Annotated in this window: 20 protein-coding genes; 6 read left to right on the top strand and 14 right to left on the bottom strand. The window is 70.5% G+C overall.

From position 1 onward, the window contains the following. The first annotated feature begins 155 nt into the window (after window positions 1–155). Window positions 156–1094 (top strand): bifunctional helix-turn-helix transcriptional regulator/GNAT family N-acetyltransferase, encoded by a 939-nt coding sequence (locus WBG79_RS19070; RefSeq protein WP_337358766.1) that lies wholly within the window; start codon window positions 156–158, stop codon window positions 1092–1094. Between the two features lie 12 nt (window positions 1095–1106). Here the strand turns inward: WBG79_RS19070 and WBG79_RS19065 are convergent, their stop codons facing one another. Continuing rightward, a complete protein-coding gene (locus tag WBG79_RS19065) occupies window positions 1107–2402 on the bottom strand; it encodes an NAD(P)/FAD-dependent oxidoreductase (RefSeq protein ID WP_337358765.1) in 1296 nt (431 codons plus the stop codon). A gap of 159 nt (window positions 2403–2561) precedes the next feature. Here WBG79_RS19065 and WBG79_RS19060 point away from each other — a divergent pair, with 159 nt between their 5' ends. Next, complete coding sequence (locus WBG79_RS19060) at window positions 2562–3350, top strand: MOSC domain-containing protein (RefSeq protein ID WP_337358764.1); 789 nt, start codon at window positions 2562–2564, stop codon at window positions 3348–3350. A gap of 99 nt (window positions 3351–3449) precedes the next feature. Here the strand turns inward: WBG79_RS19060 and WBG79_RS19055 are convergent, their stop codons facing one another. The 5 genes from WBG79_RS19055 to WBG79_RS19035 all read right to left on the bottom strand — a co-directional run bounded on the left by WBG79_RS19055 (window position 3450) and on the right by WBG79_RS19035 (window position 10900). Beyond that, entirely contained in the window at window positions 3450–4658 is a 1209-nt protein-coding gene (locus WBG79_RS19055; RefSeq protein ID WP_337358763.1) for a DUF4167 domain-containing protein, read from the bottom strand. Between the two features lie 617 nt (window positions 4659–5275). Further along, window positions 5276–6169 (bottom strand): peptide chain release factor N(5)-glutamine methyltransferase, encoded by an 894-nt coding sequence (gene prmC, locus WBG79_RS19050; RefSeq protein ID WP_337358762.1) that lies wholly within the window; start codon window positions 6167–6169, stop codon window positions 5276–5278. Beyond that, a complete protein-coding gene (gene prfA / locus WBG79_RS19045; RefSeq protein WP_337358761.1) occupies window positions 6166–7239 on the bottom strand; it encodes a peptide chain release factor 1 in 1074 nt (357 codons plus the stop codon). The genes prmC and prfA overlap by 4 nt, the downstream gene beginning before the upstream one ends. 63 nt (window positions 7240–7302) lie before the next feature. Then, a complete protein-coding gene (ptsP, locus tag WBG79_RS19040) occupies window positions 7303–9576 on the bottom strand; it encodes a phosphoenolpyruvate--protein phosphotransferase (RefSeq protein WP_337358760.1) in 2274 nt (757 codons plus the stop codon). 70 nt (window positions 9577–9646) lie between these two features. After that, window positions 9647–10900 carry an aspartate kinase gene (locus WBG79_RS19035; RefSeq protein ID WP_337358759.1) on the bottom strand — a complete coding sequence of 418 codons (1254 nt, stop codon included), beginning with the start codon at window positions 10898–10900 and terminating at the stop codon, window positions 9647–9649. Window positions 10901–11411: 511 nt separating this feature from the next. Here WBG79_RS19035 and ubiG point away from each other — a divergent pair. Next, window positions 11412–12158, top strand: coding sequence for a bifunctional 2-polyprenyl-6-hydroxyphenol methylase/3-demethylubiquinol 3-O-methyltransferase UbiG (gene ubiG, locus WBG79_RS19030; RefSeq protein WP_337358758.1), 747 nt, complete (start codon window positions 11412–11414; stop codon window positions 12156–12158). Between the two features lie 6 nt (window positions 12159–12164). Here ubiG and WBG79_RS19025 read toward each other — a convergent pair whose 3' ends face one another. The 4 genes from WBG79_RS19025 to WBG79_RS19010 all read right to left on the bottom strand — a co-directional run bounded on the left by WBG79_RS19025 (window position 12165) and on the right by WBG79_RS19010 (window position 14702). Continuing rightward, a complete protein-coding gene (locus WBG79_RS19025; RefSeq protein WP_337358757.1) occupies window positions 12165–12653 on the bottom strand; it encodes a DUF1178 family protein in 489 nt (162 codons plus the stop codon). Further along, the gene (locus WBG79_RS19020; RefSeq protein WP_337358756.1) at window positions 12650–13504 is read right to left on the bottom strand and encodes a carbon-nitrogen hydrolase family protein; all 855 of its coding nucleotides are present in this window, start codon (window positions 13502–13504) and stop codon (window positions 12650–12652) included. Before WBG79_RS19020 ends, WBG79_RS19025 begins: the two co-directional genes overlap by 4 nt. Before the next feature lie 68 nt (window positions 13505–13572). Further along, window positions 13573–13842: a glutaredoxin 3 gene (gene grxC / locus WBG79_RS19015; protein WP_337358755.1), complete on the bottom strand. Its 270-nt coding sequence runs from the start codon at window positions 13840–13842 to the stop codon at window positions 13573–13575. A 74-nt stretch (window positions 13843–13916) separates the two neighbouring features. Beyond that, the gene (locus WBG79_RS19010) at window positions 13917–14702 is read right to left on the bottom strand and encodes a ComF family protein (RefSeq protein WP_337358754.1); all 786 of its coding nucleotides are present in this window, start codon (window positions 14700–14702) and stop codon (window positions 13917–13919) included. A 178-nt stretch (window positions 14703–14880) separates the two neighbouring features. Here WBG79_RS19010 and WBG79_RS19005 point away from each other — a divergent pair, with 178 nt between their 5' ends. Further along, window positions 14881–15777 carry a methyltransferase domain-containing protein gene (locus tag WBG79_RS19005; RefSeq protein ID WP_337358753.1) on the top strand — a complete coding sequence of 299 codons (897 nt, stop codon included), beginning with the start codon at window positions 14881–14883 and terminating at the stop codon, window positions 15775–15777. Window positions 15778–15827: 50 nt separating this feature from the next. Here the strand turns inward: WBG79_RS19005 and WBG79_RS19000 are convergent, their stop codons facing one another. The 4 genes from WBG79_RS19000 to WBG79_RS18985 all read right to left on the bottom strand — a co-directional run bounded on the left by WBG79_RS19000 (window position 15828) and on the right by WBG79_RS18985 (window position 18678). Further along, window positions 15828–16037 (bottom strand): Flp family type IVb pilin, encoded by a 210-nt coding sequence (locus WBG79_RS19000; RefSeq protein ID WP_337358752.1) that lies wholly within the window; start codon window positions 16035–16037, stop codon window positions 15828–15830. Between the two features lie 12 nt (window positions 16038–16049). Beyond that, window positions 16050–16451 (bottom strand): 8-oxo-dGTP diphosphatase MutT, encoded by a 402-nt coding sequence (gene mutT / locus WBG79_RS18995; protein ID WP_337358751.1) that lies wholly within the window; start codon window positions 16449–16451, stop codon window positions 16050–16052. Window positions 16452–16519: 68 nt separating this feature from the next. Continuing rightward, the gene (gene argJ, locus WBG79_RS18990; protein ID WP_337358750.1) at window positions 16520–17755 is read right to left on the bottom strand and encodes a bifunctional glutamate N-acetyltransferase/amino-acid acetyltransferase ArgJ; all 1236 of its coding nucleotides are present in this window, start codon (window positions 17753–17755) and stop codon (window positions 16520–16522) included. Window positions 17756–17847: 92 nt separating this feature from the next. Next, complete coding sequence (locus tag WBG79_RS18985; RefSeq protein ID WP_337358749.1) at window positions 17848–18678, bottom strand: peptidylprolyl isomerase; 831 nt, start codon at window positions 18676–18678, stop codon at window positions 17848–17850. 346 nt (window positions 18679–19024) lie between these two features. Here WBG79_RS18985 and secA point away from each other — a divergent pair, with 346 nt between their 5' ends. Together secA and WBG79_RS18975 are read left to right on the top strand one after the other, a co-directional pair. Beyond that, on the top strand, window positions 19025–21907 hold the full coding sequence (gene secA / locus WBG79_RS18980) for a preprotein translocase subunit SecA (RefSeq protein WP_337358748.1): 2883 nt from the start codon (window positions 19025–19027) through the stop codon (window positions 21905–21907). A 220-nt stretch (window positions 21908–22127) separates the two neighbouring features. After that, window positions 22128–23396 carry a TadE/TadG family type IV pilus assembly protein gene (locus WBG79_RS18975; protein ID WP_337358747.1) on the top strand — a complete coding sequence of 423 codons (1269 nt, stop codon included), beginning with the start codon at window positions 22128–22130 and terminating at the stop codon, window positions 23394–23396. The last annotated feature ends 65 nt before the right edge of the window (window positions 23397–23461 follow it).

The following is a 23461-nucleotide window of genomic DNA, read 5'->3' as shown; positions in this document are numbered from 1 at the left end:
GGACGGAGCCGTCCCGCCCGATATAGGAAGGCCCATCCGGGAGCGGAAGGGGCTGCCGCCCCCCGTAGGAGTCCGGAGGATGTCCAGGCTGCATACTTGACAAAGGCAACCATCAAGGCGGACGCTTTCCCCGAGCCCTGCCGCGGAGACCCCCGATGCAATCCGACGCCCTCGCCCCCGATCCGGACCCGACCATCGAAGCCGTCCGCCGCTTCTCGCGCTTCTACACCAAGCGGATCGGGGCGCTCGGCGAGGGTCTGCACGGCAGTCCCTTCTCGCTCCCCGAAGCCCGGGTCTTCTACGAGGTCGGGAGCCGGGGCAGCGCCACCGCGGGCGAGCTCGCGCGCGACCTGGAGCTCGACCCCGGCTACATGAGCCGCCTCGTGAAGGCCCTGGAGGAGCGGGGCCACCTGGTCCGCACCCCCAACAGCGCCGACGGCCGCCAGATGGACCTCGCCCTCGCCGACGCCGCCCGTCCCGCCTACGAGGCGATCGTGGCGGCCGCCCGCCGGGAGATCGGTGCCATGCTGGCCGCCCTGGGGCCGGACGAGCGCGACGCCCTGGTCGGGGCGATGCGGCGCGTCGAAAGGCTGATCGGCCCCGCCGCGCCGGCCGACCTCACGCTGCGTCCGCACCGGCCCGGCGACATGGGCTGGGTCGTCGAGCGCCACGGCGCGCTCTACGCCCGCGAGTACGGGCTCGACTCCCGCTTCGAGGCCCTGGTCGCCGAGATCGTGGCGAAGTTCCTGCGCGAGTATGACCCGGACGCCGAACGCTGCTGGATCGCCGAGCGCGACGGCGAGCGCGTCGGCTGCGTCTTCGTCGTGCGCGCCGACCCCGAGACCGCCAAGCTTCGCCTCCTGCTGGTCGATCCGGCGGCCCGGGGCCTCGGCCTCGGCCGCCGCCTCGTCGACGAATGCCTCGCCTTCGCCCGCGCCAAGGGCTATCGCCGCATGGTGCTCTGGACGAACGACCCGCTCGTCGCGGCCCGGCACATCTACGAAAGGGCCGGGTTCACGATGGTGGAGGAGAGCCGCCACGCCGACTTCGGACCCGAGATGACCGGGCAGACCTGGACAAGGGATCTCGACTGAGCGCTCCGGCGCTCAGGTGCGTTCCGTGAGCCCGTACCAGAGATAGGCCCCCTTCAGGATCAGCCGCCGCAGGCCGGGGGAGACGAGGCTCATCGGCAGCCCGCGATAGGGCGCCGGCAGGGACTCCACCCGGGCCCGGTCGGCGATCGACATCGCCAGCACCATGCCGGCCCAGGGCGCCGTGTTCACCCCGTTGCCGTGCCACCCGAAGGCGTAGTGCACGGTCCGATCCGCCGGGAGCCGGCCGACGGCGGGCGTACCGCGGGCCGTGAGGCACACGAGGCCGTTCCAGAAATGGGTGGTCTCGATGCCGCGCCAGGACGGGAACACCTCCCCGAGCCGCGTCTCCAGCCAGGCCCGCATCGCCGCGTCGTCCGCCGGCCCGCCGGCCGTGCCGCCACGGCCGCCGAACAGGAAGCGCCGATCGGGCAGGACGCGGTAGTAAAAGAGCAGGCTGCGGCTGTTGGCGACGGGGCAGTCGGTGCGGAAGCGCTCGGCCTCCAGCTCCGCCGCCGTCAACGGCCGGGTCACCACGATGTTGGAGAGCGCCGGCAGGGTGCGGTTGGCGAAGTCCGGGCGAAGCTCGTCGGGCGTGTATCCGTTGGTCGCCACGATCACGTGCCGGGCCGAGACCCGGCCTTCGGGGGTCTCCAGCACGTGCCGGCCGCGGTCCTTGACCCAGTCGTGCACCGGGCTCGCGCCGTGAACGCGGACGCCGCGCCGTCGGGCGGCCGCCTCGAGCCCGAGGAGGAACTTCAAGGGATTGAGGCCGAAGCCGCCCCGGAGCCGGAGCGCCCCGAACTGCTCCGTGCCGCCGTGCCCGATCGCCCCGAAGGCCCAGCCCTGCAGGAACGTGGCGTCGAGGCCGAAGCGGTGCCGGTAGATGTCGGCCGTGGTCACCAGGTGGGGCACCGCGCTTTCGTGATGGGCGACCTCGTAGACGCAGTCGCCCTGAGGGTCCGCGTCGATCCGCTCCTCCGCCAGGAGGGCCCGCGTGGTCTCGATCCCCTCCATCTGGCTGAGGTAGAAGCGCCGCGCCTCCTGGTCGCCGTAGCGCGCGATCATCTGCTCGGCCGACAGCTTCGCGGCCGGCAGCGTGACGAAGCCGCCGTTGCGCGCCGAAGCGCCCCATCCGATCGGGCCGGCGTCGAGCACGACGGACTCGATGCCGTGGTCGCGGGCGAGATGCAGCGCCGCCGAAAGCCCCGTATAGCCGGCGCCGATGATGGCGACCTCCGTCCGGACCTCGCCCGAGAGCGGCGTGGTGGCCGGCAGGTCCACGCCCTCCGACCACCAGGTCCGGGGCATGCGCTCGGTATCGTAGACGGCAGGATGAAAGACCGGCGGGTACAACGGGACGCCTCCCTCGGGGCCGGGAGAGTAGCCGGTCCGGGCCCGGCCGAGAATCCCGCCTTGACGCGCGCAAGCGTCGCGCCTACCGGGGGGCGCCGACAGGAGACGCCCCGCATGGAAGCCCGGATCGCAGCGATCTACCGCTACCCCGTCAAGGGCTTCTCGCCCGAGCGCCTGCCCGCCGCCGACCTGGAGCCGGGCCGGACGATCGCCTGGGACCGCGCCTTCGCGATCGAGAACGGCCCCTCGGGCTTCGACCCCGCCGCCCCGGCCTACTTCCCCAAGATCCGCTTCCTGATGCTGATGCGGAACGCCGAGGTCGCCAAACTGAAGACCCGCTTCGACCCCGCCTCCATGACGCTGACCGTCGAGGAGGCCGGCGCCCCGGCGCTAACGGCCCGCCTCGATCGCCAGGACGGCCGCGCCGCCCTCGAAGCCTTCGTGGCCGCCCGCTTTCCGGGCGAGCTGCGCGGCCCGCCGCGCCTCCTCGCCACCCCCGGCCACAGCTTTTCGGACGTGGCCGCCAAGGTCCTGCACCTGGTCAACCTGGAAAGCCTCCGCGACCTCGAGCGCCATGTCGGCGCCCCGGTCGATCCTCTGCGCTTCCGCGCCAACCTCTACGTGGAGGGGATCCCGGCCTGGTCGGAGTTCGGCCTCGTCGACCGGACCGCTGCGGCGGGGTCGGTTCGCCTCGAGGGCGTGAAGCGCACGGAGCGCTGCGCCGCCACCAACGTCGATCCGGCGACCGGCCTGCGCGACCTGCAGATCCCCCGCACCCTGATGGGCGCCTACGGCCATACCGACTGCGGCATCTACGTGCGGGTGACCGCCGGAGGCCGGCTGGCCGAGGGCGACCGCCTGGCGCTCGACCTCGCGGCCGAAACCCTCGACCTGCCCTTCTGATCGGCCGCCCCCCGCGCCGGACCGGACCCCGACATGCAAACGGCCCGGATCTTGCGATCCGGGCCGGAAAGGGTCGTTCGAAACCGCGGCTGGCGGACCTCAGTCCTCGGCCGGAGCCTCCTCGGGCGCCTCGGCGGCCGGCTCGGCGGCCTTGCGGCGTGTGCGGGTCGTCGTGGTGCCCGTCCCGGGCGCCGCACGGGTGCGCCGCTTCTTCACCGGCTCCGCGTCGCGCGGGGCGCCGGTGATGAAGGCCGGCAGCTCGTCGGCCACGTTGGCCGCGGGCGCCGGGGTCTCCGCGTGCCGCTCCTCGACCGGCTCAACGCGGGGCTCGGGCCGCTCGAAACGCTCAGGGCGGTCGGCGCGCTCTGGGCGCTCGGCGCGCTCCGGACGGTCGGCACGTTCCGGACGCTCGGCACGTTCCGGACGCTCGGCACGCTCCGGACGCTCGACACGCTCCGGACGCTCGGCACGTTCCGGACGGTCGCCGCGAGGCTCGTAGGGACCGCGGTCACCACGCTCGTAGCGGCCTTCGCCGCGCCCGTAACGGTCCCCGCGATCCGGCCGATCGCCGCGATCCGGACGGTCGACCCGCTCGGGACGATCCATCCGCTCGCCGCCCATGTCGGCGCGCTCCGGACGGTCCGTCCGCTCGGGACGGTCGCCCCGATCCGGCCGATCGCCGCGCATGTCGGGACGGTCGCCCCGCTGTTCGCGGAACGGCCGGCCCTGGCCGTTGTGGCGGTTGCGATCGTGCTGGGGACGGTCGCCGAAGCGGTCGCGGTTGTCGCGATCCCGGTTGTCGCGGAACTCGCGGTCCCGGCCCTGGAAGGGCGGGCGCTCGGGACGGTCGCCGCGATCCGGGCGGTCGCCGCGATCGGGACGGTCGCCCCGCTCGGGACGGTCGCCCCGCTCGCCCATCGGGTTCCCGGCACGCGGCGGCTCCTCGATGAAGGGCTGCGGGGCATCCGGGGTGGCATAGACCACCGGACGGGCGTCCGCGCTCGTGTCCACGTCGTCCTCGTAGTCCTCGTCGTCGATCTGGACGTCGGAGCGGACGATCGTGATCGGCTGCTGCAGCTGCGCCTGGGCGGCGGCGATGAGCCGGTAATAGTGCTCGGCGTGCTGAAGGTAGTTCTCCGCGAGCACGCGATCCCCGCTCGCCTGTGCGTCACGCGCCAGCGTGACGTACTTCTCGGCGACATGGAGAGCCGTGCCGCGGACCTTCACGTCCGGACCGTTCGACTCGTAGCTGCGGGTCAGCGGGTTGGGGCCCTTGCGGCCGCTGTTGTTGCCGCCGCGGCCGCGCATTCTCTGCTTCGGATTACCTTGCCTCATGTGAAATCGATCTCGTCCGGGAACTTGAGCATTCGGCGAGCCCGCCGTTTCCGCAGCCCCGTCCCGACGGCGGGGCCATGCGCATGAGCAACCGGGCCGACATGTCGGCCGGACCTGGTTTGCCTCGAACTGGGTCGTGTCCCCCCGGACGATCGGCCGTTCCCTCGGAAAGCCTCATCGTCCGCGGTCCTCCGACCGCGCCGGTCCGCTCCGGCCGGACGATCTCGTCCGAACCGCACGGACGCCGGCCACGGTCTCGATCGACCGTGTAGGCGAATGTCCCGTCATCGGGCTCGCAAAGCCTCTATCGGCTGAAGTCGTGCCGATTCGCTGCGGATCTTGCGATTTTGGTTCGGTCGATCCAACGACGACCCGCGGTTTGACCACCGACGGCCGAGCGGTCTCGATATCGAGCGACGCCTCAAGTCTCCGTGGGTGAGTGTTCGCCGGCGTTACGTATCGGCGATGCGAACCTAATCACTCCCAGGTGATTTTCCAAGGGATTTTTTCGCCAGAGCGCGAATTCGCACCGTCTTCCCTAACGGCGGGACGGCTTTCGGCCGGTCGTCCCCGGGTCGCACCCCGACCCGTCACGGCAAGAACGCCCGCAGGACGCGATCGTTCCCCGCGAGATCGGGCAACACATCGATTCGCTTGAAACCGTTGGGGACCAGGATCGCCCGAACGGCCTCAGCCTGCCGCCACCCGATCTCGACCGCCAGAAATCCCCCCGACCGGAGCGCGGCGGGGGCCTGGGCCGCGATGGCCCGGTAGGCGTCGAGGCCGTCGGGCCCGCCGTCGAGCGCGAGCCGCGGATCGTGGTCGCGCACCTCGGTCATCAGCCCGGCGATGTCCGCGCTCTCGATGTAGGGCGGGTTGGAGACCACCACGTCGAACCCGCCCGGGGCGAGCGCCGCCCCGTAGGAACCGCGCACCAGCAGGGCCCGGTCGGCGAGGCCGAGCGCCGCGAGGTTCTCGGCCGCGACCGCCAGCGCCCCCGGCGCGAGATCGATCCCGAGCCCGACCGCGTTCGGCAGTTCGGCGAGGAGCGCCGCCAGGATGGCCCCGGACCCCGTGCCGATGTCCGCGACGACCAGTCGCGTATCCCGTCCCGCCGCGCCGTCGATCGCCTGCAGCACCGCCTCGACCAGCGTCTCCGTGTCGGGCCGCGGCACCAAAGCGTCCGGGCCGAGCCGGAACGTCAGGCCCCAGAACTCCTGCCGCCCCAGGATCCGCGCCACCGGCTCCCCGCGCAGCCGGCGCGCCGCCGCCGCCGCGATCGCGGCCGCCTCGTCCTCCCGGAGCGGCCGGGCGCCCTCGCGCACGAGCCCGGTCAGGTCGAGGCCGACCACCTCGCGCACGAGGAGGCGCGCGTCGAGGTCGGGACTGTCGAGCGCGGCCTTTCGGAAGGCGTCCCGGAGCGCGCGGACGGCCGCCTCCAGCCTGTCGCCCGCCGAGATCGCCGGCGCCCTCACGGGCCTCACGCCGATTCGGACGCGAGCAGGCCGGCCTGGTGGTCGGTGATCAGCGGATCGATCACGTCGTCCAGGGCTTCGCCGGCCAGGATCTCGGGCAGTTTGTAGAGCGTCAGGTTGATGCGGTGGTCGGTGACCCGGCCTTGGCCGAAGTTGTAGGTGCGGATCCGTTCGGACCGGTCGCCCGAGCCGACCTGCGCCTTCCGGTTCTCCGCGCGCTCGGCCTGGGCGCGCTCCCGCTCGGCCTCGTAGATCCGGGCGCGGATCAGCTTCATGGCCTTGGCCTTGTTCTGGTGCTGGGACCGCTCGTCCTGCATGGCGACGACCGCGCCGGTCGGTACATGCGTGATCCGCACCGCGCTCTCGGTCTTGTTGACATGCTGCCCGCCCGCGCCCGAGGCCCGGAAGTAGTCGATGCGCAGGTCCGCGTCGTTGATCTCGACGTCCACGTCTTCCGCCTCCGGCAGGACCGCCACGGTCGCCGCCGAGGTGTGGATGCGCCCGCTCGATTCCGTCGCCGGCACGCGCTGCACCCGGTGCACGCCGGATTCGAACTTCAGCCTCGCGAACACACCCTTGCCGGTGATCGACGCCACGATCTCCTTGTAGCCGCCCATCTCGCCCTCGCTCGCCGAGAGCACCTCGACCTTCCAGCCCCGGAGCGCGGCATAGCGCTCGTACATGCGGAAGAGGTCGCCGGCGAAGAGCGCCGCCTCGTCGCCGCCCGTGCCGGCCCGCACCTCCAGGATCGCGCTCATCTCGTCGGCGGCGTCCTTGGGCAGGAGCAGGAGCCGGACCTCCGTCTCCAACGCCTCGACCCGTGCCTCGGCCTCCTCCCGCTCCGCCTCCGCCAGCGCCCGCATCTCGGTGTCCGTCGCCTCGTCGGCGATCAGTTCCTCGATGCCCCGGAGCTCGCTCTCCGCCTGGATCAGCGCCCTGGCCTTGGAGACGATGGGCTGGAGCTCCGCATAGTCCTTGGCGAGCTGCACGTAGTCGTCCGCGTCCGCCCCGGCGGCCATGCGGGCCTCCAGGACCGCGAAGCGGTCGATCACCTGGTCGAGTTTCTCGCGCGCGAGCATGTCTGGAGTCCGGTAGTGCTGAATGGTGGAGCCGGTTGGGCGTCGGTCTGCGGCGGAGCGTCGCTAGACCGGGATCCCCTGCTCGTCCGCGTAGGCGCGCAGGAAGGCCCGGAGATCCGCCGGCGGGCGCCCCGGTTCGAGCCGGCTCAGGAACCGCGCCCTGAGCCTGTTCAGGTCCGCCTCCAGCACCATCGCCTTCACGGGCCCGATCGAGGAGGGCGACATCGAGATCGAGCGGTAGCCGAGCGCCAGGAGCGCCAGCGATTCCAGCGGCCGCCCCGCCAGCTCGCCGCACAGCGTGATCGGCACGTGGTGCTCGGCGGCCTTGTCGACGATGGTCTTCAGCATGCGCAGGAACGGCAGGGTCAGCGTGTCGTAGCGCTGCGCCACCCGGGTGTTGCCGCGATCCGACGCCATCGTGAACTGGAAGAGGTCGTTCGACCCGACCGAGGCGAAGTGGACGACCCGGAAGAGCTCGTCGAGCTGGAAGACGAGCGACGGCACCTCGATCATCACCCCGAGCTTCACGGTGTCCGGCAGCACGTGGCCGTGGCGCTTCAGGAACGCCTTCTCGCGCTCCACCATGGCCTGCGCCTTCATGAACTCGGTGACCTCGGTCACCATCGGGAACATGAGCCTCAGCTCCCGCCCCGCCCCCGCCTTCAGCAGCGCCCGGATCTGGGTCCTGAGCAGCCCGGGCCGGTCGAGCCCGAGGCGGATGGCCCGCCAGCCCATGGCCGGGTTCTCCTCCTCCTCGCTCGACCGGATATAGGGGAGCACCTTGTCGCCGCCGATATCGAGGGTCCGGAAGGTGACCGGCCGGTCCCCCGCCGCGTCCAGCACCTGCCGGTAGAGGCCCTCCTGCTCGGTCATCTTCGGGAAGGACGAGGCAACCATGAACTGCAATTCGGTACGGAAGAGCCCGATCCCGCTCGCCCCCGATTCGTCGAGATGGGGCAGGTCGACGAGCAGCCCGGCGTTGAGCAGCATCTGCACGTCCGCGCCGTCCTTGGTGACGGCGGGCCGCGACCGGAGACGCCGGTACTGAGCCTGGCGGCGCGCCCGGAAGCGGACCTTCTCGGCATAGGCCGTCTCCACGTCCGCCGGCGGGCGCAGGTGCACCAGGCCGGCCTCGCCGTCGACGATGACCGCGTCGCCCGTCTCGACCAGCGAGACCGCACCGTTGACCTGGCCGACCACCGCCACACCGAGCGCGCGCGCCACGATCGAGACGTGGCTGGTTGTCGCGCCCTCCTCCAGCACCAGGCCGCGCAGCCGCTCCCGGTCGTAGTCGAAGAGCTCCGCCGCGCCCATGTTGCGCGCGACGATGATGGCATCCTTGGGCAGGACCCCGGACACGGTGCCGTGCGGCTTGCCCATCAGCTCGCGCAGGAGCCTGTTGGCGAGGGCGTCGAAGTCGTGCAGCCGCTCGCGCAGATACGGGTCCGTCTGCCGCAGCATGCGGGCGCGGGTGTCCGACTGGACCTTCTCCACGGCCGCCTCGGCGGTGAGGCCGTTGCGGACGGCCTCCTCCATCTTGCGCACCCAGCCGCGGTCGTAGGCGAACATCCGGTAGGCCTCGAGCACGTCCAGGTGCTCGCCGGGCGTCGCCACTTCGGACCGCGACAGGAGGTCGTCGACCGAGATGCGCAGCTTCTCGATCGCGGCCTCCAGCCGGATGATCTCCCGGTTCGGATCGTCGGCGATCAGGTTCGACACGACCACGCGCGGCTCGTGCAGCACCGCGTGGCCGAGCGCCACCCCCTCCCCCAGCCCGACGCCTTCGAGCGCCATCGGGCGCTTCAGGTCGAGCGCCGCGCCGCCGGCCCGGGCGAGCGGTTCCAGTCCGCCGGCCGCGATCATCTCGGCGATGATCATCGAGATGGTCTGGAGGGCCTCGACCTCCTCGTCCAGGTAGGTCCGGTGGGCCTTGTTCTGGACGACCAGGACGCCGAGCGTACGGCCCGCGCGCAGGATCGGCACGCCCAGGAAGGCGTTGTACATCTCCTCGCCCGTCTCCGGGCGATACGCGAAGGCGGGATGGACCTGGGCGTTCGCGAGGTTGAGGTAGCGCGCCTCGGCGGCGATCAGGCCGACCAGGCCCTCGCCGACCTTCAGGCTCGTCTGGTGCACGGCGGCGCGGTTCAGGCCGACTGTGGCGTAGAGCTCGAGCGTGTCGTCCGCCCGCAGCACGTAGACCGAGCAGACCTCGGCCACCATGTTGTTGGCGATCTGCTCGACGATCTTGTCGAGCCTCTCCTGCGCGCTGATGGGCTCCGCCATCACCTCGCGCAGGCGGCGGAGCAAGACGCGTGGCGCGGCGAGGGACCCTCGCATCCGACAGCTCCCCCCGGTTCGATCCTCGAGCGGCCCCGCGCCGCGCGTCAGCGGGCGCTTCGGGCCTCCCTCAATGCTTATCGAGACCGTAGACGGAATGCAAAGTCCGAACCGCGAGTTCCGTGTAGGCTGCGTCGATCAGCACCGAGATCTTGATCTCCGACGTGGTGATCGCCCGGATGTTGATGCCCTTGGAGGCGAGCGCCTGAAAGGCCTGCGCGGCGACGCCGGCGTGGCTGCGCATGCCGATGCCGATGACCGACACCTTCACGACGTCGCTGGACGACTGCACGTTGGAGGCGCCGATCTTCGCCATCGCCGAATCGAGCACCGCCCGGGCGCGGTCATGGTCGGCCGCCGGCACCGTGAAGGTGATGTCCGTCGTCGAGCCGTCCGGCGACGTGTTCTGCACGATCATGTCGACGTTGATGCCGGCCTCGGCGAGCGGCCCGAACACCGCCGCGGCCACGCCCGGCTTGTCGGCGACGTTGCGGAGCGAGATCTGCGCCTCGTCCTTCGAATAGGCGATGCCGGTGACGACTTGGGTTTCCACGATCTCATCCTCGTCGCAAATCAGGGTGCCGGGCGGATTGCCGTAGGCGTCCACGCCGACCTTCTCGGGATCGTCGAAGCTCGACCGCACGAAGGTGCGGACCTTCTTGACCATGGCGAGTTCGACCGAGCGCACCTGCAGGACCTTGGCGCCGAGGGACGCCATCTCGAGCATCTCCTCGAAGGCGACCCGATCGAGGCGCCGCGCCTTGGGCACGATGCGCGGATCGGTGGTGTAGACGCCGTCGACGTCCGTGTAGATGTCGCAGCGATCGGCCCCGATCGCCGCCGCGATGGCGACCGCCGAAGTGTCCGACCCGCCGCGGCCGAGGGTCGCGATCCGGTTGTTCGGCGCGATCCCCTGGAAGCCCGCGATGACCGCGACCTGGCCGCCGGCGATCCGCTCCGTCAGGAAGCCGCCGTCGATCGACATGATCCGCGCCGCCCCGTGCTGCCGGTCGGTCACGAGCGGGATCTGCCAGCCCTGCCAGGAGCGGGCGTTGATGCCCATGTCCTGGAGCACGATCGCGAGAAGGCCGGAGGTCACCTGCTCGCCCGACGCCACCACCGCGTCGTACTCGCGGGCGTCGTGGAGGGCCGCCGCCTCCTTGCAGTAGGCGACCAGCTGGTTCGTCACCCCCGCCATCGCGGAGACCACCACGGCCACCTGATGCCCGGCGTCCACCTCCCGCTTGACGTGCCGCGCCACGTTCCGGATGCGCTCGATATTGGCGACGGACGTGCCGCCGAACTTCATCACCAGACGGGCCATGGGGGTCACTTGATCGAGGCTGCGGAGGCGGCGGGGTCCGGCCCATGGCCGCCCCGCCTCATTCGGCCGCGCGTATACAGGAAGGGGCCCGGGGCTGCAACGGCGACGCTCGGCTTTGACGGTTCATGCCGTTACGGCAGAGCGGCTTGAATTTCCGCGCCGTCGTGCCATCATGCCGGAGTGAGGGACGGGCTCGCGCCCGCGCCTCCTTACGCGGTTAGAATTGGACCCGGATCAGCAACAGCCAGGCCGTCCGGGTCCTTTTCATTTCCAGCGTGACGCCGCGTGGGATCCATCTCCACATGAACGTCGCTCCGGTTCGAGGGCGAGGCCGTCGCCTCGGTCCGGGTGGCCCGTCCTCCCGGATGCGCCCTGGCCGGCGCAAGCTGCTTTCGCTCTCGACGGGCAGATCCTAGCCGACCATGACCTAACGGCAACAGACGTCGGCCAGCGCCCGGCTTGACCCCGCGCCCCGAGGGGCTACCTTCCCGCCCCCAGGCAAGGAGCCCCCATGACAGCCGCCCGCGCGACCACCGTCGACGACGCCGAGATCCGCCGCTTCTCCGCCATGGCGGCCGAATGGTGGGACCCGGCCGGCAAGTTCCGGCCGCTCCACAAGTTCAACCCGGTCCGGCTCGGCTATGTGAAGGAGGAGGTCTCGGCCCGCTTCGGCAGGGACGCGCGCGACGCCCGCGCCTTCGAGGGCCTGCGGATCCTCGACATCGGCTGCGGCGGCGGACTGCTGACCGAGCCTATGGCCCGTCTCGGCGCCGAGGCGGTGGGCGCCGACGCCTCGGAGACCAATATCGAGGTCGCCCGGCTGCACGCCGCCGAAGTCGGTCTCGCGATCGACTACCGGGCCACCACCGCCGAGGACCTCGCGGAGGCCGGGGAGACCTTCGACGTCGTCCTCGCCATGGAGATCGTCGAACACGTCGCCGACCCCGCCCTCTTCGTCGCCGAATGCGCCCGCATGGTGCGGCCCGGCGGGCTCCTCTTCATGGCGACCCTGAACCGGACCCTGAAGTCCTACGCGCTCGCCATCGTGGGCGCCGAATACGTTCTGCGCTGGTTGCCGCGCGGGACCCACGACTGGTCCAAGTTCATCCGGCCGGGCGAACTCTGCGACATGATCGGGGCGGCCGGGATGGAGATCCTCGACCGCACCGGCGTCACCTACGACCCGCTCCGGGACCGCTGGTCGCGCAATCCGCGCGACCTCGACGTCAACTACATGGTTCTCGCCGGCCGGCCCTGACCCGCGTCAGTTCCGTTCGTCCGGCAGGATCGGCAGGGGATGGACCTCGATCCCCTCCTCGGCGAGCGCCTTCGCCTCGTCGAGGGACGCCTCCCCGTAGATGCCGCGGTGCTCGGCCTCGCCGTAGTGGATCTTTCGCGCCTCCTCGGCGAAGCGCGGGCCCACGTCCTCGGCGCTGGCCAGGATCTTGGCCTTGATCTCCCGGAGCGTCTCCAGCATCGCGCGCTGGACGGGGTTCGGCACCATCATCGCCGCCGTCGGCGCCGGCACGGAGGGAGCCGCGGGGGTGGACCGCTCGGCCGCCGCCGCGGCCCGCGCGTCCTTGGATCGCCCGGACTGCACGTTCGGCGCCATCAGGCCGCGGCCGACCTGCGTCGACCCGCAAGTGGGGCAGACCACCAGCCGGCGCGCCGCCTGGGCCTCGAAGTCCGCCGAGGAGCGGAACCAGCCCTCGAACGCGTGCTCCTGTTCGCAGGAGAGGCTGTAGTGGATCATGCGCTGGCCTTGAGCGGCTTGTCGGCGGCCCGCAGCGTGAAGTCCCGGTCGTGCTGCAGGGCCGGAACCCGCCCGCGCACCGCGGCGACCTCCGCCATGTCGATGTCGGCCACGAGCACGCAGGGGTCCGTGCCGGCCTCCGCCACCACGCGTCCCCAGGGATCGATGATGACGCTGTGGCCGTAGGTCTGCCGCCCGGTCTCGTGCACGCCGCCCTGCGCGGCGGCGAGGAGCCAGCAGCCGTTCTCGATCGCCCGGGCGCGCAGCAGCACGTGCCAGTGCGCCTCGCCGGTCGGCTTGGTGAAGGCCGCCGGCACGCTCAGGATCCCGGCACCGCCCTCCTGCGCAAGGGCGCGGAAGAGATGCGGGAACCGCAGGTCGTAGCAGATCGCGACGCCGAGCCGGCCCCAGGGCAGGTCGACCGTCACGGCCTCGCCGCCGGCGCGGATCTTGGCGCTCTCCCGGTACTGCTCGCCGTTGGCGAGGTCGACGTCGAAGAGGTGGATCTTGTCGTATCGGGCCGCCACCGACCCGTCCGGCGCGATCACGAAGGCGCGGTTGGCCGCCTTGGTCTCCGCCACCTTGACGGCGAGCGACCCGACATGCAGCCAGATGCCGAGCTCGGCCGCCAGCGCGCGCAGCCGCTTCAGCACCGGATCGCGTGCCTCCTCGGAGATCGCCGCGAAGAAGCGGTCCGCCTCGTGCTCGATGATGTTGGTGTTCTCGGGCGTCTGGACGTACTGCGCCCCCTGCGCCGCCGCCTCGCGCACCAGCGCCTCGACGGCCTCCGCGTTGCGCTCCGGCAGTCGCGAGGACGTGGTCTGCACCAGGGCCGCTCTGAAGGTCGCCATCGGACACTCCCGCTCGGGCGCCCCGGGAACCTCCGGGCCGCGCGCCGACGTCAAGACAGGAAACGACCTTACCGCAATGCACCAACGCTCGCCAGCAACGGATCGAGCCCGCCCGACCGCTCCAGGTCGTGCAGGTCGTCGCATCCGCCCACATGGGTGGAGCCCACGAAGATCTGCGGGAAGGTCGCCCGCCCCGACCGGCTCATCATCTCCTGCCGAAGATCCGCATTGCCGGTCGCGTCCCGCTCGTCGTAGGCGACGCCCTTGCGGCTGAGAAGGGCCTTGGCGGCACTGCAATAGCCACAGCCTTGGCGGGTGTAGATGACGACCTGGCTCATGCGCGAAGTCCCCTGCCGGACGGGGGGAACGGCCCGGCTGCACGGCGCCGGCCCCCGTTTGGAACCGATTGCGCTCATATATGGAGCGGCCCGCCCTGGGCAACCCTGGCGACGGTCAGCACGTCGACCCCCGCAGCCCCGCCGCGCAGCAGGGCGCGGGTCGCCGCCTTCACGGTCGCCCCCGTGGTCAGCACGTCGTCGACGAGCAGCACCCGCCGGCCGGACAGCCGCACCTTCGCATCCACCGCCACCCGGAACGCCCCGCGCACGTTGTCGTCGCGCTCCCTGCCGGTGAGCCCGACCTGCGCGGGCGTCGACCGGATGCGCGCCAGCAGGAACGGGTCGACGGGGCGCCGGCCGCGCCGGCCGACCTCCTCGGCGATCAGTTGCGACTGGTTGAACCGCCGCGACACCAGGCGGCGCGGATGCAGCGGCACCGGCACGATCACGTCGGCCTCCGCCAGCAGGTCGCGCCCCGCCGTCGCCGCGAGCCGGCCGAGGAGGCGCGCCGCCTCGGTCCTGTCCTGGTACTTGAGCCGGTGCACAAGATCGCGGGCGAGCCCCTCGTACAGGACCGCCGCCCGCGCCCGCCCGAAGGGAGGAGGGTCCGCGATCGCCTCCGCGGACAGCGCGCCGGCTCCGATGTCGTATCCGAACGGGATGCCGAGCCGCTCGCAATAGGGCCTCTCGATGAAGCGCAAGCCGCCCCAGCAGGCCCCGCAGAGTCCGTGCGGCTCCCCGACCGGCCCCCGGCAGCCGAGGCAGAGCGGCGGCAGCACGAGGTCGATCGCCGCCCGCGCGACCGCGGCGGCACTGCCCGACAAGGCCGTCAGGAACGGCCGGACGCCCACGCTCGCCATGGGCGCCGAGAGTGGCCCAGGCCCGCTGACGGCGCCAGTCCCCAGCCCCCCACCAACGGTCGAATTCCAGCTTCGGGCCCGGATCGCCTGCCTGGATGGGAACGCTCGTCCCACCCGGCGGTTTTGACGCGCCGCCGTCGCCGTGCCATCACGCCCGCTCGAGCCCCGCGGAGCCCCGATGAGCCACCCCGTCGTCTTCGACCGAGCCCTTCTGGCCGCCAGGCGCCGCCGCGCCCTGGACCGCGCCTCTCCGGGGGCCGACTTCCTGATGGCGCGCGTCGCCGAAGACCTGGAAGACCGCCTCGCCACGGTGGCCCGCCGCTTCGAACGGGCGGCCGTGATGGGGGACCCGACCGGGCTCGTCGCCGCGGCCCTGCGCCGGACCGGAAAGGCGGACCGGATCGTCCGGGCCGTGCCGCCCGGCGCCGTGCCCGGCTCCGGCGACCTGGTGGCCGACGAGGAGGCCCTGCCCTTCGCACCCGCGGCCCTGGACCTCGTCGTCGCGGGTCTGTCGCTGCACTGGGTCAACGACCTGCCCGGCAGTCTCGTCCAGATCCGCCGGGCCCTCGCCCCGGACGGGCTCTTCCTGGCGGCCCTCCTCGGCGGCGACACCCTGGCCGAACTCCGCGAGGTCCTCCTGGCCGCCGAAGTCGAGGTCGCCGGCGGCGCGAGCCCCCGCGTGGCGCCGTTCCTCGACGTGCGCGACATGGGTTCGCTCCTGCAGCGGGCGGGTTTCGCCCTCCCGGTCACAGACGTCGACCGCGTCACGGTCCGGTATGACGGGCTCTTTGCGCTTCTCGCAGACCTGCGCGCCATGGGGGCGACGAGCGTCCTCGAGGAGCGCTCCCGGCGGCCGGCGACCCGCCGCCTGTTCTTCCGGGCGGCGGAGATCTACGCCGAGCGCTTCGCCGATCCGGACGGCCGCATCCGCGCCACCTTCGAGGTCCTGTCCGCCTCCGGCTGGGCCCCGCACGAGAGCCAGCAGAAGCCGGCCCGCCCCGGCTCGGCCACGGTCAGGCTCGCCGACGCCCTCGGAACGACCGAGCGGCCGACGGGCGACAAGGCCGCGCGCTGACGGCGCCGGATGGGGACCGGCCAACGGATTTCAGGGGTGCGGGATCGGCTTCAGTGCGTCATCGCGGCGAGGACGGTGTCGGCGATCCAGGTCCATTGCGCGTTGAGCTGGTCGCCGTAGCCCGCCAGAGCCACCAGGATGGCGATCACCACGAGGCTGGCGATGAGGCCGTACTCGATGGCGGTCGCCCCGCTCTCGTCCTTCAGGATGGCGCGAAGCGGCGAGGAGAGCGACGCTGGTGTCGAAGAGCGTGACATCATCGGCGGCGGTCCTCAGACTAGGTCGATCAGATGCGGGATCAGCGGTTCGTCCGCCGGCGGCATGGGATAGTCGCGCAGCCGGGCCGGATGGACCCATTTGAGCGCCTGCCCCTCACGGCCGCGGACGGTTCCGGTCCAGCGGCGACAGATCCACAGTGGCATCAACAAATGAAAATCGGGATAATCGTAGCTGGCGAAGGTTAATGGGGCGAGGCACTCCGGCTTAACCAATATTCCGAGCTCTTCCTCGAGCTCCCGGATCAGCGTTTCCTCGGGCCGCTCACCCGCCTCGATCTTGCCGCCGGGAAATTCCCACAATCCGGCCAAGGACTTGCCTTCCGGCCTCTGGGCGATGAGCACGCGCCCGTCCGGGTCGACGAGCGCCACCGCCGCAACGAGAACGAGCTTCGTCATCGCGTGAATCTCCGACCACCGCGAAAGATCGCGGAATAAAACGTTTACTACTCCACGACAGACGGATTTCAGCTGCGGTAGTCGCCGTTGATCGCCACGTAGTCCTTCGTGAGATCACAGGTGTAGACCGTGTCGACCCCCGTCCCGAGCCCGAGATCGACCCGGATCCGGACGTGATCGCGCCGCATGTGGGCCGAGGCGGCCTCCTCGGAATAGCCCGGCGCCCGGGCCCCCGCGACCGCGACCTGCACGTCGCCGAACCAGATCGCCAGGCGGTCGCGGTCCGCCGGCTCGCCGGCCTTGCCGACCGCCATGACGACCCGTCCCCAGTTCGCGTCCTCGCCCGCCACCGCCGTCTTGACCAGCGGCGAGTTGGCGATCGACATCGCGATCCGCCGCGCCGAGCGCTTGGATTCGGCACCCGTGACGGTGATCTCGATGAGCTTGCGCGCACCCTCCCCGTCGCGCGCCACCTGCTGGGCGAGGTCGAGCGTGACGGCCCGCAGCGCGGTCCGGAAGGCGCCGAGGCGCGGGTCGCCCACCTCCGTGATCGCCGGCGCGCCGGCCTTCCCCGTTGCGAAGAACAGGAGCGTGTCCGACGTGGAGGTGTCCCCGTCGACCGTCACCGCGTTGAAGCTGTCGACCACGGCCTCGGACAGGAGGCCCTGAAGGACCGGCGCCGCGATGGCGGCATCCGTGAACAGGAAGGAGAGCATGGTCGCCATGTCGGGCGCGATCATGCCGGCCCCCTTGGCGATGCCGTTGATCGTCACCGCAACCCCGCCGATCTCCGCCGCGGCGGTCGCCACCTTGGGGAAGGTGTCGGTCGTCATGATGGCCTTGGCGGCCTCGATCCACGGCCCCTCGGCGGCGCGGGCCGCCGTGTCCTCCAGGACCGCGACGATCTTGCCCGCGTCGAGCGGCTCTCCGATCACGCCCGTGGAGGCGAGGAAGATCTCGCCCGGCGCGCAGCCGAGCGCCGCGGCGGCGCCGCCCGCCGTGGCCTCGACGGTCGCGACGCCCTTGGCGCCCGTGAAGGCGTTGGCATTGCCCGAATTCACGACCAGCGCCCTGGCGCGACCCTGCGCGAGCGAGGCCCGGCACCAGTCCACCGGCGCGGACGGACAGCGCGACGTCGTGAACACCCCGGCCACCGTCGTCCCCGCGTCGAGCGCCACCAGGAGTACGTCCGTCCGCCCCTTGTACTTGATCCCGGCCGCCGCCGTGGCGAACCGGACGCCCGCGACGGCAGGCATGGCGGGCTGGGTCTTGGGCGCCAGCGGCGAGACCGGATGGGCGGACATGGCTCTCTCGGACGATGGTTCGGGTACGGGGAAACCGCCCGGCGCGGACCGCGGGAGCGGGCCGTCCGGGCGCGGAGGCGACGCCGATGCTTCTACTTCTTCGGCGCGATGGCCGCCTCGTCGACCTCGATCTTGGCGTTCTTCTTCATCTCCTGCAGGGCCTCGGCGAAGCGCTCGCCGACCACCGCCTGCCGGATCTGGTCCTTCACCTCGTCGAAGCCGGGGACCTTCTGCTTGCGCCGGTCCTCGACCTTGATGACGTGGAAGCCGAACTGGGTCTCGACCGGCTCCTGGGTGTATTCGCCGGCCTTGAGCTTGGCCGCGGCCTCCTCGAAGGGCGCCACCATGTCGCCGGGCGAGAAGTAGCCGAGGTCGCCGCCCTCCTTGGCCGAGCCCGGGTCCTGCGACTTCTCGGTGGCGATCTTGGCGAAGTCGCCGCCCTTGCCCAGGTCGGCGATGATGCCGGCCGCCTCGTCCCGGCTCTTCACCAGGATGTGACGAGCCCGGGTCTCCTCCGGCGGCGTGAAGGCGGCCGCGTCCTTGTCGTAGCGCGCCTTGACCATCGCGTCGGTCACGGCCGCGTCGACCTTCACGCGGATGTATTCGTTGATGAGCAGCTGCTGGCGCACAGCGTCGAGCCGCCGCTTGAAATCGTCAGAATTGCCGAGCCCGTCCTTGTCGGCGGCGGCGGCCAGGATCTTCATGTCGATGAGCCGGTCCAGGGCCGCCCGCCGGCGCGCGCCCTCGGGAAGTTGCGCGAGCTGCTGGGACATGTTGCCCATGACCTGCGCGAGTTCCTGCTCGGTGACCGGCTTGCCGTCCACGGTCGCGACCGGCTTGTCCTGCGCCGCGGCCGCGCCGCCGACCAGGGCGGTGGCGGCGAGGATGCCGGCCAGGATCGTGTTTCTCGTTGCCTTCGACATCGGTGTTTCCTTCGGTGGGTCTGACGCCCGGACCTCGCAGACGATTGGGGCGAGGCCGTGGAATTCGGTGCGGACATTGGTCCAAAGCCGCAGCGTTGACAACTGGGAGGGTGGCTCTTATCTCTCGCCAGCCCCCCGTTCCCGACGGGGTCGGGCTCGCGTGCCGAGCTCCCCGCCTCCGCCGCCCCTCGCGTGCGCACGGAGAGTTGACGATCCGGGGGGCCGGAAGGATCGGCCGGGCCATGGGGGCGCCTTCCGGACATGCTAGTTCCATGCGCGGCCGCGCGGGCGCAGACTCCGCGCCGGCCGGTCTTCGTCGTTCTCAAGGTTCCAAGGAAAGGCCCCCATGCTCGGGCTCGGTGCTCTCGCCAAGAAGCTGTTCGGCTCTTCGAACGACCGCAAGGTCAAGGCCTACCGCCCGCGCGTCGAGGCGATCAACGGACTCGAGAACGAGCTGGCGGCGCTGTCCGACGACGCCCTGCGCGCCCGCACCGTCCAGTTCCGCGAGGACCTGAAGAACGGCGCCGAGCTCGACGACCTGCTGGTCCCCGCCTTCGCGACCGTCCGCGAGGCCGCCAAGCGCGCCCTCGGCCAGCGCCACTACGACGTCCAGATGATCGGCGGCATGGTGCTGCACGAGGGAAAGATCTCGGAGATGCGGACCGGCGAGGGCAAGACCCTGGTCGCCACGCTGCCCGTTTACCTCAACGCGCTCGCCGGCAAGGGCGTCCACGTGGTCACCGTCAACGACTACCTGGCCAAGCGCGACGCCGAGTGGATGGGCCAGATCTACAACTTCCTCGGCCTCACGGTCGGCGTCATCGTGCACGGCCTCTCCGACGAGGAGCGCGCCGCGGCCTACGCCTGCGACGTGACCTACGCGACCAACAACGAACTCGGCTTCGACTACCTGCGCGACAATATGAAATACGACGTCGCCCAGATGGTCCAGCGCGGCCACCCCTACGCGATCGTCGACGAGGTCGACTCGATCCTGGTGGACGAGGCCCGCACGCCGCTCATCATCTCCGGCCCGCTCGACGACCGCTCGGACCTCTACACCGCCATCGACGTCTTCATTCCCCAGCTGAAGGCGAAGGAGGACTACGAGATCGACGAGAAGCAGCGCACCGCCAGCTTCACCGAGGCCGGCATGGAGCGCCTTGAGCAGATGCTCGGCGCGGCTGGGCTCCTGAAGGGCGAGAACCTCTACGACGTCGAGAACGTCACGGTCGTCCACCACGTCAACCAGGCGCTGCGCGCCCACTCGCTGTTCCAGCGCGACAAGGACTACATCGTCCGCAACGACGAGGTCGTCATCATCGACGAGTTCACCGGCCGCATGATGCCGGGCCGGCGCTACTCCGAGGGCCTGCACCAGGCCCTGGAGGCCAAGGAGCGCGTCCGCATCCAGCCGGAGAACCAGACCCTCGCGTCGATCACCTTCCAGAACTATTTCCGCATGTACGGCAAGCTCGCCGGCATGACCGGCACGGCCCTGACCGAGGCCGACGAGTTCATGGACATCTACGGCCTCGAGGTCGTCGAGATCCCGACCAACCTGCCTGTCCAGCGCGTCGACGAGGACGACGAGGTTTACCGGACGGCCGACGAGAAGTACCGCGCCGTCCTGACCGAGATCGACCGCGCCCACAAGCGCCTGCAGCCGGTGCTGGTCGGCACGGCCTCGATCGAGAAGTCCGAGCTGGTAGCCGAGATGCTGAAGCAGGAAGGCTACCGGCAGATCGACTTCGCCGACCCCAAGGCGCTCGAGAAGCTCTACGAGGCCGCCCGCACCGGCAAGCCGTCCAAGCTCTTCGCCGTGCTGAACGCCCGCTTCCACGAGCAGGAGGCCTATATCGTCGCCGAGGCCGGCGTGCCCGGCGCGATCACGATCGCCACCAACATGGCCGGCCGCGGCACCGACATCAAGCTCGGCGGCAACGTCGAGATGCGCGTCGCCCAGGAGATCGCCGGCATCGAGGACGAGGCCGCCAAGGTCGCCAGGATCGCGGAGATCAAGGCCGAGGTCGAGCGCTTCCGCGACATCGTGCTGAACGCCACCGACGAGGTCGAGGTCGAGGGCGGCAAGGGCAAGACCGTCACCCGCCCGGGCGGCCTCTATATCATCGGCACCGAGCGCCACGAGAGCCGCCGCATCGACAACCAGCTGCGCGGCCGGTCCGGCCGCCAGGGCGACCCCGGCCGGTCCAAGTTCTTCCTGTCCCTCCAGGACGACCTGATGCGCATCTTCGGCACCGACCGCATGGACGGCATGCTGCAGAAGCTCGGCCTGAAGGAGGGCGAGGCCATCATCCATCCCTGGATCAACAAGGCGCTCGAGAAGGCCCAGCAGAAGGTCGAGGCCCGCAACTTCGACATCCGCAAGAATCTCCTGAAGTTCGACAACGTCATGAACGACCAGCGCCGCGTCGTCTTCGACCAGCGTGTCGAGCTCATGACCGGCGACAACGTCCGCGAAACGGTGGGCGGCATGCGCCACGACGTCATCGCCGACCTGGTCCGCAAGCACATCCCCGAGAACGCCTATCCGGAGCAGTGGGACGTCGAGGGCCTCAAGGCCGACGTCCGCGAGCACGTCGCCCTCGACCTGCCGGTCGACGAATGGGCCAAGGAGGAGGGCATCGCCGACGAGGAGGTGCAGGAGCGCATCACCAAGGCGGCCGACACGGTCATGGACGACAAGGTCGCGCGCTTCGGCGACGAGATGATGGCCTATATCGAGAAGGCCGTGCTTCTGCAGACCCTCGACCATCTCTGGCGCGAGCACCTCGTCACCCTGGACCACCTGCGCCAGGTGATCGGCTTCCGCGGCTACGCCCAGCGCGACCCGCTGAACGAGTACAAGACCGAGGCGTTCACGCTCTTCGAGGCCATGCTGACCAACCTGCGCCAGGCGGTCACCGGCCAGATGATGCGCGTCGAGGTCGTCCAGCAGCAGGAGCCGCCCCCGGGCTTCACCGGCGGTGAACTGCCGCCCATGCAGGCCCACCACATCGATCCGCTGACCGGCCGCGACGAATTCGCCGCCGCCGATGCCGGCGCCTTCGCGGCCGGCCTCTCGGGCAGCGCCACGCCGGCGAGCTTCGCCGCGCAGGCCGTCGACCCGAAGGACCCGGCCACCTGGGGCAATGTCAGCAGGAACGCGCCCTGCCCCTGCGGCTCGGGCAAGAAGTTCAAGCACTGCCACGGCAGCCTGGTCGCCTGACCGCGGCCGATCCGTCCCGATCAAGCCTCGCCCGCCGGCCCGTCCGGCGGGTTTTCATTTTCATTGATTACAATTTTCTGAAATTTCGGAAGTTGACATCGCCTTACGGAAATTGATTAGATTTCAAAATTAGAATTGCAGATGTATTCCGGGTATAACAATTTCTAAATGCGATGTCCGTCTGAACCTTTGCTTGGAATTTTACCCCTAGAGTGGCGTCATGGAGAACCACAAGGGGGCCGCCATGACGCTGTCAGGCCTGATCAGAGACTTCCTTCGTGACCGGCGCGGCAACGTCGCCATGACGTTCGGCCTGTTGATGCCGATGGTCATCGGCCTTGCCGGCATCGCCATCGACAAGGCGGTCTGGGAGAGCCAGCGCCAGAGGCTGCAGAACGCCTCGGACGCGGCGTCTCTCGCCGCGGCGGCGGTCTTCAACGACAGCCGCTACACAACCACCTCCGCCAGGGTGGAGGCCGCGACCGCAGCCGCCAAGGCGGTGATCGCCGCGACCGAGCCGAACTTGGTCCCGACCATCGCGGTCGACTCCGCCGCCAAGGGCGTGTCCGTCTCGCTCGCCGACAAGGGCATCATCGGCTTCGCCGGCCTGCTCGGCATCACCAACGTCGACCTGGGAGCGGCGAGCGGCGCCAAGGCGGATTCGTCCAAGGGCAAGATCTGCATCCTCGCCCTGGACCCGGGCGGCAACCCGGGCATTCTGTTCTCGGGCGACGCGACCTTCACGGCCAAGGGCTGCGCGGTCTGGTCCAACTCGGGCACGAAGCGCTCCGTGGTCTTCCAGGGCAGCTCCGTCTCCGACTTCGACCTCCTCTGCTCGGCCGGAGAGGTCGTCGTCAACGGCGCCAAGACGGTCTCGGTCCCGGGCCAGTACTGCCAGCCCTTGGCCGACCCGCTGTCGAGCTACACCCCCTCGGTCCCGACAACCTGCGACAAGACGAACTTCAAGGTATCGTCGAACACCGACGTGACCCTGGCGCCCGGCCTCTATTGCGGCGGCATCGACGTGACCTCGAAGGCCAACGTCACGCTGCAGCCCGGGCGCTACTTCATCAAGAACGGGGATCTCAAGATCACCGCCACCGGCAACGTGACCGGCGAGGGCGTCGCCATGCACCTCGTCGGCAAGGCCACCGCCGACGTCTCCGGCCAGAAGGTCGTCCGCCTGACCGCCATGAACTACGGCGACATGGCCGGCAAGGTGCTCTCCGGCGACCGCGGCCAGACCGGCAACCTCGTCTCCAAGATCACTGGCGGCTCCGCCCTGGACCTCATGGGGACGATCTACCTGCCGAGCAACCAGCTGGTCTTTACAGGCAACGCCGCCGTGACCGTCTCGCCGCTGAACCAGCTGATCGCCAACACGATCCAGGTCAACGGCACCACCAAGGTCACCTTCTTCGCCGACTTCGTCACCGCCAAGCTGCCGGAGATCGTCGCCTACCTGCCGTCCGTCCGGCTGCTCAAGTAAAGGCGCACATCGACCGTTGAAAAGCGCCGAAAGGGCGGGTCCTGCGGGGCCCGCCCTTTTCTCGT

The organism is Prosthecomicrobium sp. N25 (assembly GCF_037203705.1).
In the GTDB taxonomy this organism is placed as follows: Bacteria; Pseudomonadota; Alphaproteobacteria; order Rhizobiales; family Ancalomicrobiaceae; genus Prosthecodimorpha.
This window is presented reverse-complemented; position numbering and strand designations above follow the sequence as displayed.

What these genes read in the sequence shown, in the direction of transcription:
- WBG79_RS19010 (WP_337358754.1), bottom strand. Translation starts at nt 14,702, where the DNA reads ATGGCGAGCGTGGGCGTCCGGCCGTTCCTGACGGCCTTGTCGGGCAGT.
- WBG79_RS19070 (WP_337358766.1), top strand. Translation starts at nt 156, where the DNA reads ATGCAATCCGACGCCCTCGCCCCCGATCCGGACCCGACCATCGAAGCC.
- argJ (WP_337358750.1), bottom strand. Translation starts at nt 17,755, where the DNA reads ATGTCCGCCCATCCGGTCTCGCCGCTGGCGCCCAAGACCCAGCCCGCC.
- WBG79_RS19020 (WP_337358756.1), bottom strand. Translation starts at nt 13,504, where the DNA reads ATGGCGACCTTCAGAGCGGCCCTGGTGCAGACCACGTCCTCGCGACTG.
- WBG79_RS18975 (WP_337358747.1), top strand. Translation starts at nt 22,128, where the DNA reads ATGGAGAACCACAAGGGGGCCGCCATGACGCTGTCAGGCCTGATCAGA.
- ptsP (WP_337358760.1), bottom strand. Translation starts at nt 9,576, where the DNA reads ATGCGAGGGTCCCTCGCCGCGCCACGCGTCTTGCTCCGCCGCCTGCGC.
- WBG79_RS19005 (WP_337358753.1), top strand. Translation starts at nt 14,881, where the DNA reads ATGAGCCACCCCGTCGTCTTCGACCGAGCCCTTCTGGCCGCCAGGCGC.
- ubiG (WP_337358758.1), top strand. Translation starts at nt 11,412, where the DNA reads ATGACAGCCGCCCGCGCGACCACCGTCGACGACGCCGAGATCCGCCGC.
- WBG79_RS19055 (WP_337358763.1), bottom strand. Translation starts at nt 4,658, where the DNA reads ATGCGCGGCCGCGGCGGCAACAACAGCGGCCGCAAGGGCCCCAACCCG.
- WBG79_RS19060 (WP_337358764.1), top strand. Translation starts at nt 2,562, where the DNA reads ATGGAAGCCCGGATCGCAGCGATCTACCGCTACCCCGTCAAGGGCTTC.
- mutT (WP_337358751.1), bottom strand. Translation starts at nt 16,451, where the DNA reads ATGACGAAGCTCGTTCTCGTTGCGGCGGTGGCGCTCGTCGACCCGGAC.
- prfA (WP_337358761.1), bottom strand. Translation starts at nt 7,239, where the DNA reads ATGCTCGCGCGCGAGAAACTCGACCAGGTGATCGACCGCTTCGCGGTC.
- WBG79_RS18985 (WP_337358749.1), bottom strand. Translation starts at nt 18,678, where the DNA reads ATGTCGAAGGCAACGAGAAACACGATCCTGGCCGGCATCCTCGCCGCC.
- WBG79_RS19000 (WP_337358752.1), bottom strand. Translation starts at nt 16,037, where the DNA reads ATGATGTCACGCTCTTCGACACCAGCGTCGCTCTCCTCGCCGCTTCGC.
- secA (WP_337358748.1), top strand. Translation starts at nt 19,025, where the DNA reads ATGCTCGGGCTCGGTGCTCTCGCCAAGAAGCTGTTCGGCTCTTCGAAC.
- WBG79_RS19065 (WP_337358765.1), bottom strand. Translation starts at nt 2,402, where the DNA reads ATGCCCCGGACCTGGTGGTCGGAGGGCGTGGACCTGCCGGCCACCACG.
- WBG79_RS19035 (WP_337358759.1), bottom strand. Translation starts at nt 10,900, where the DNA reads ATGGCCCGTCTGGTGATGAAGTTCGGCGGCACGTCCGTCGCCAATATC.
- grxC (WP_337358755.1), bottom strand. Translation starts at nt 13,842, where the DNA reads ATGAGCCAGGTCGTCATCTACACCCGCCAAGGCTGTGGCTATTGCAGT.
- WBG79_RS19025 (WP_337358757.1), bottom strand. Translation starts at nt 12,653, where the DNA reads ATGATCCACTACAGCCTCTCCTGCGAACAGGAGCACGCGTTCGAGGGC.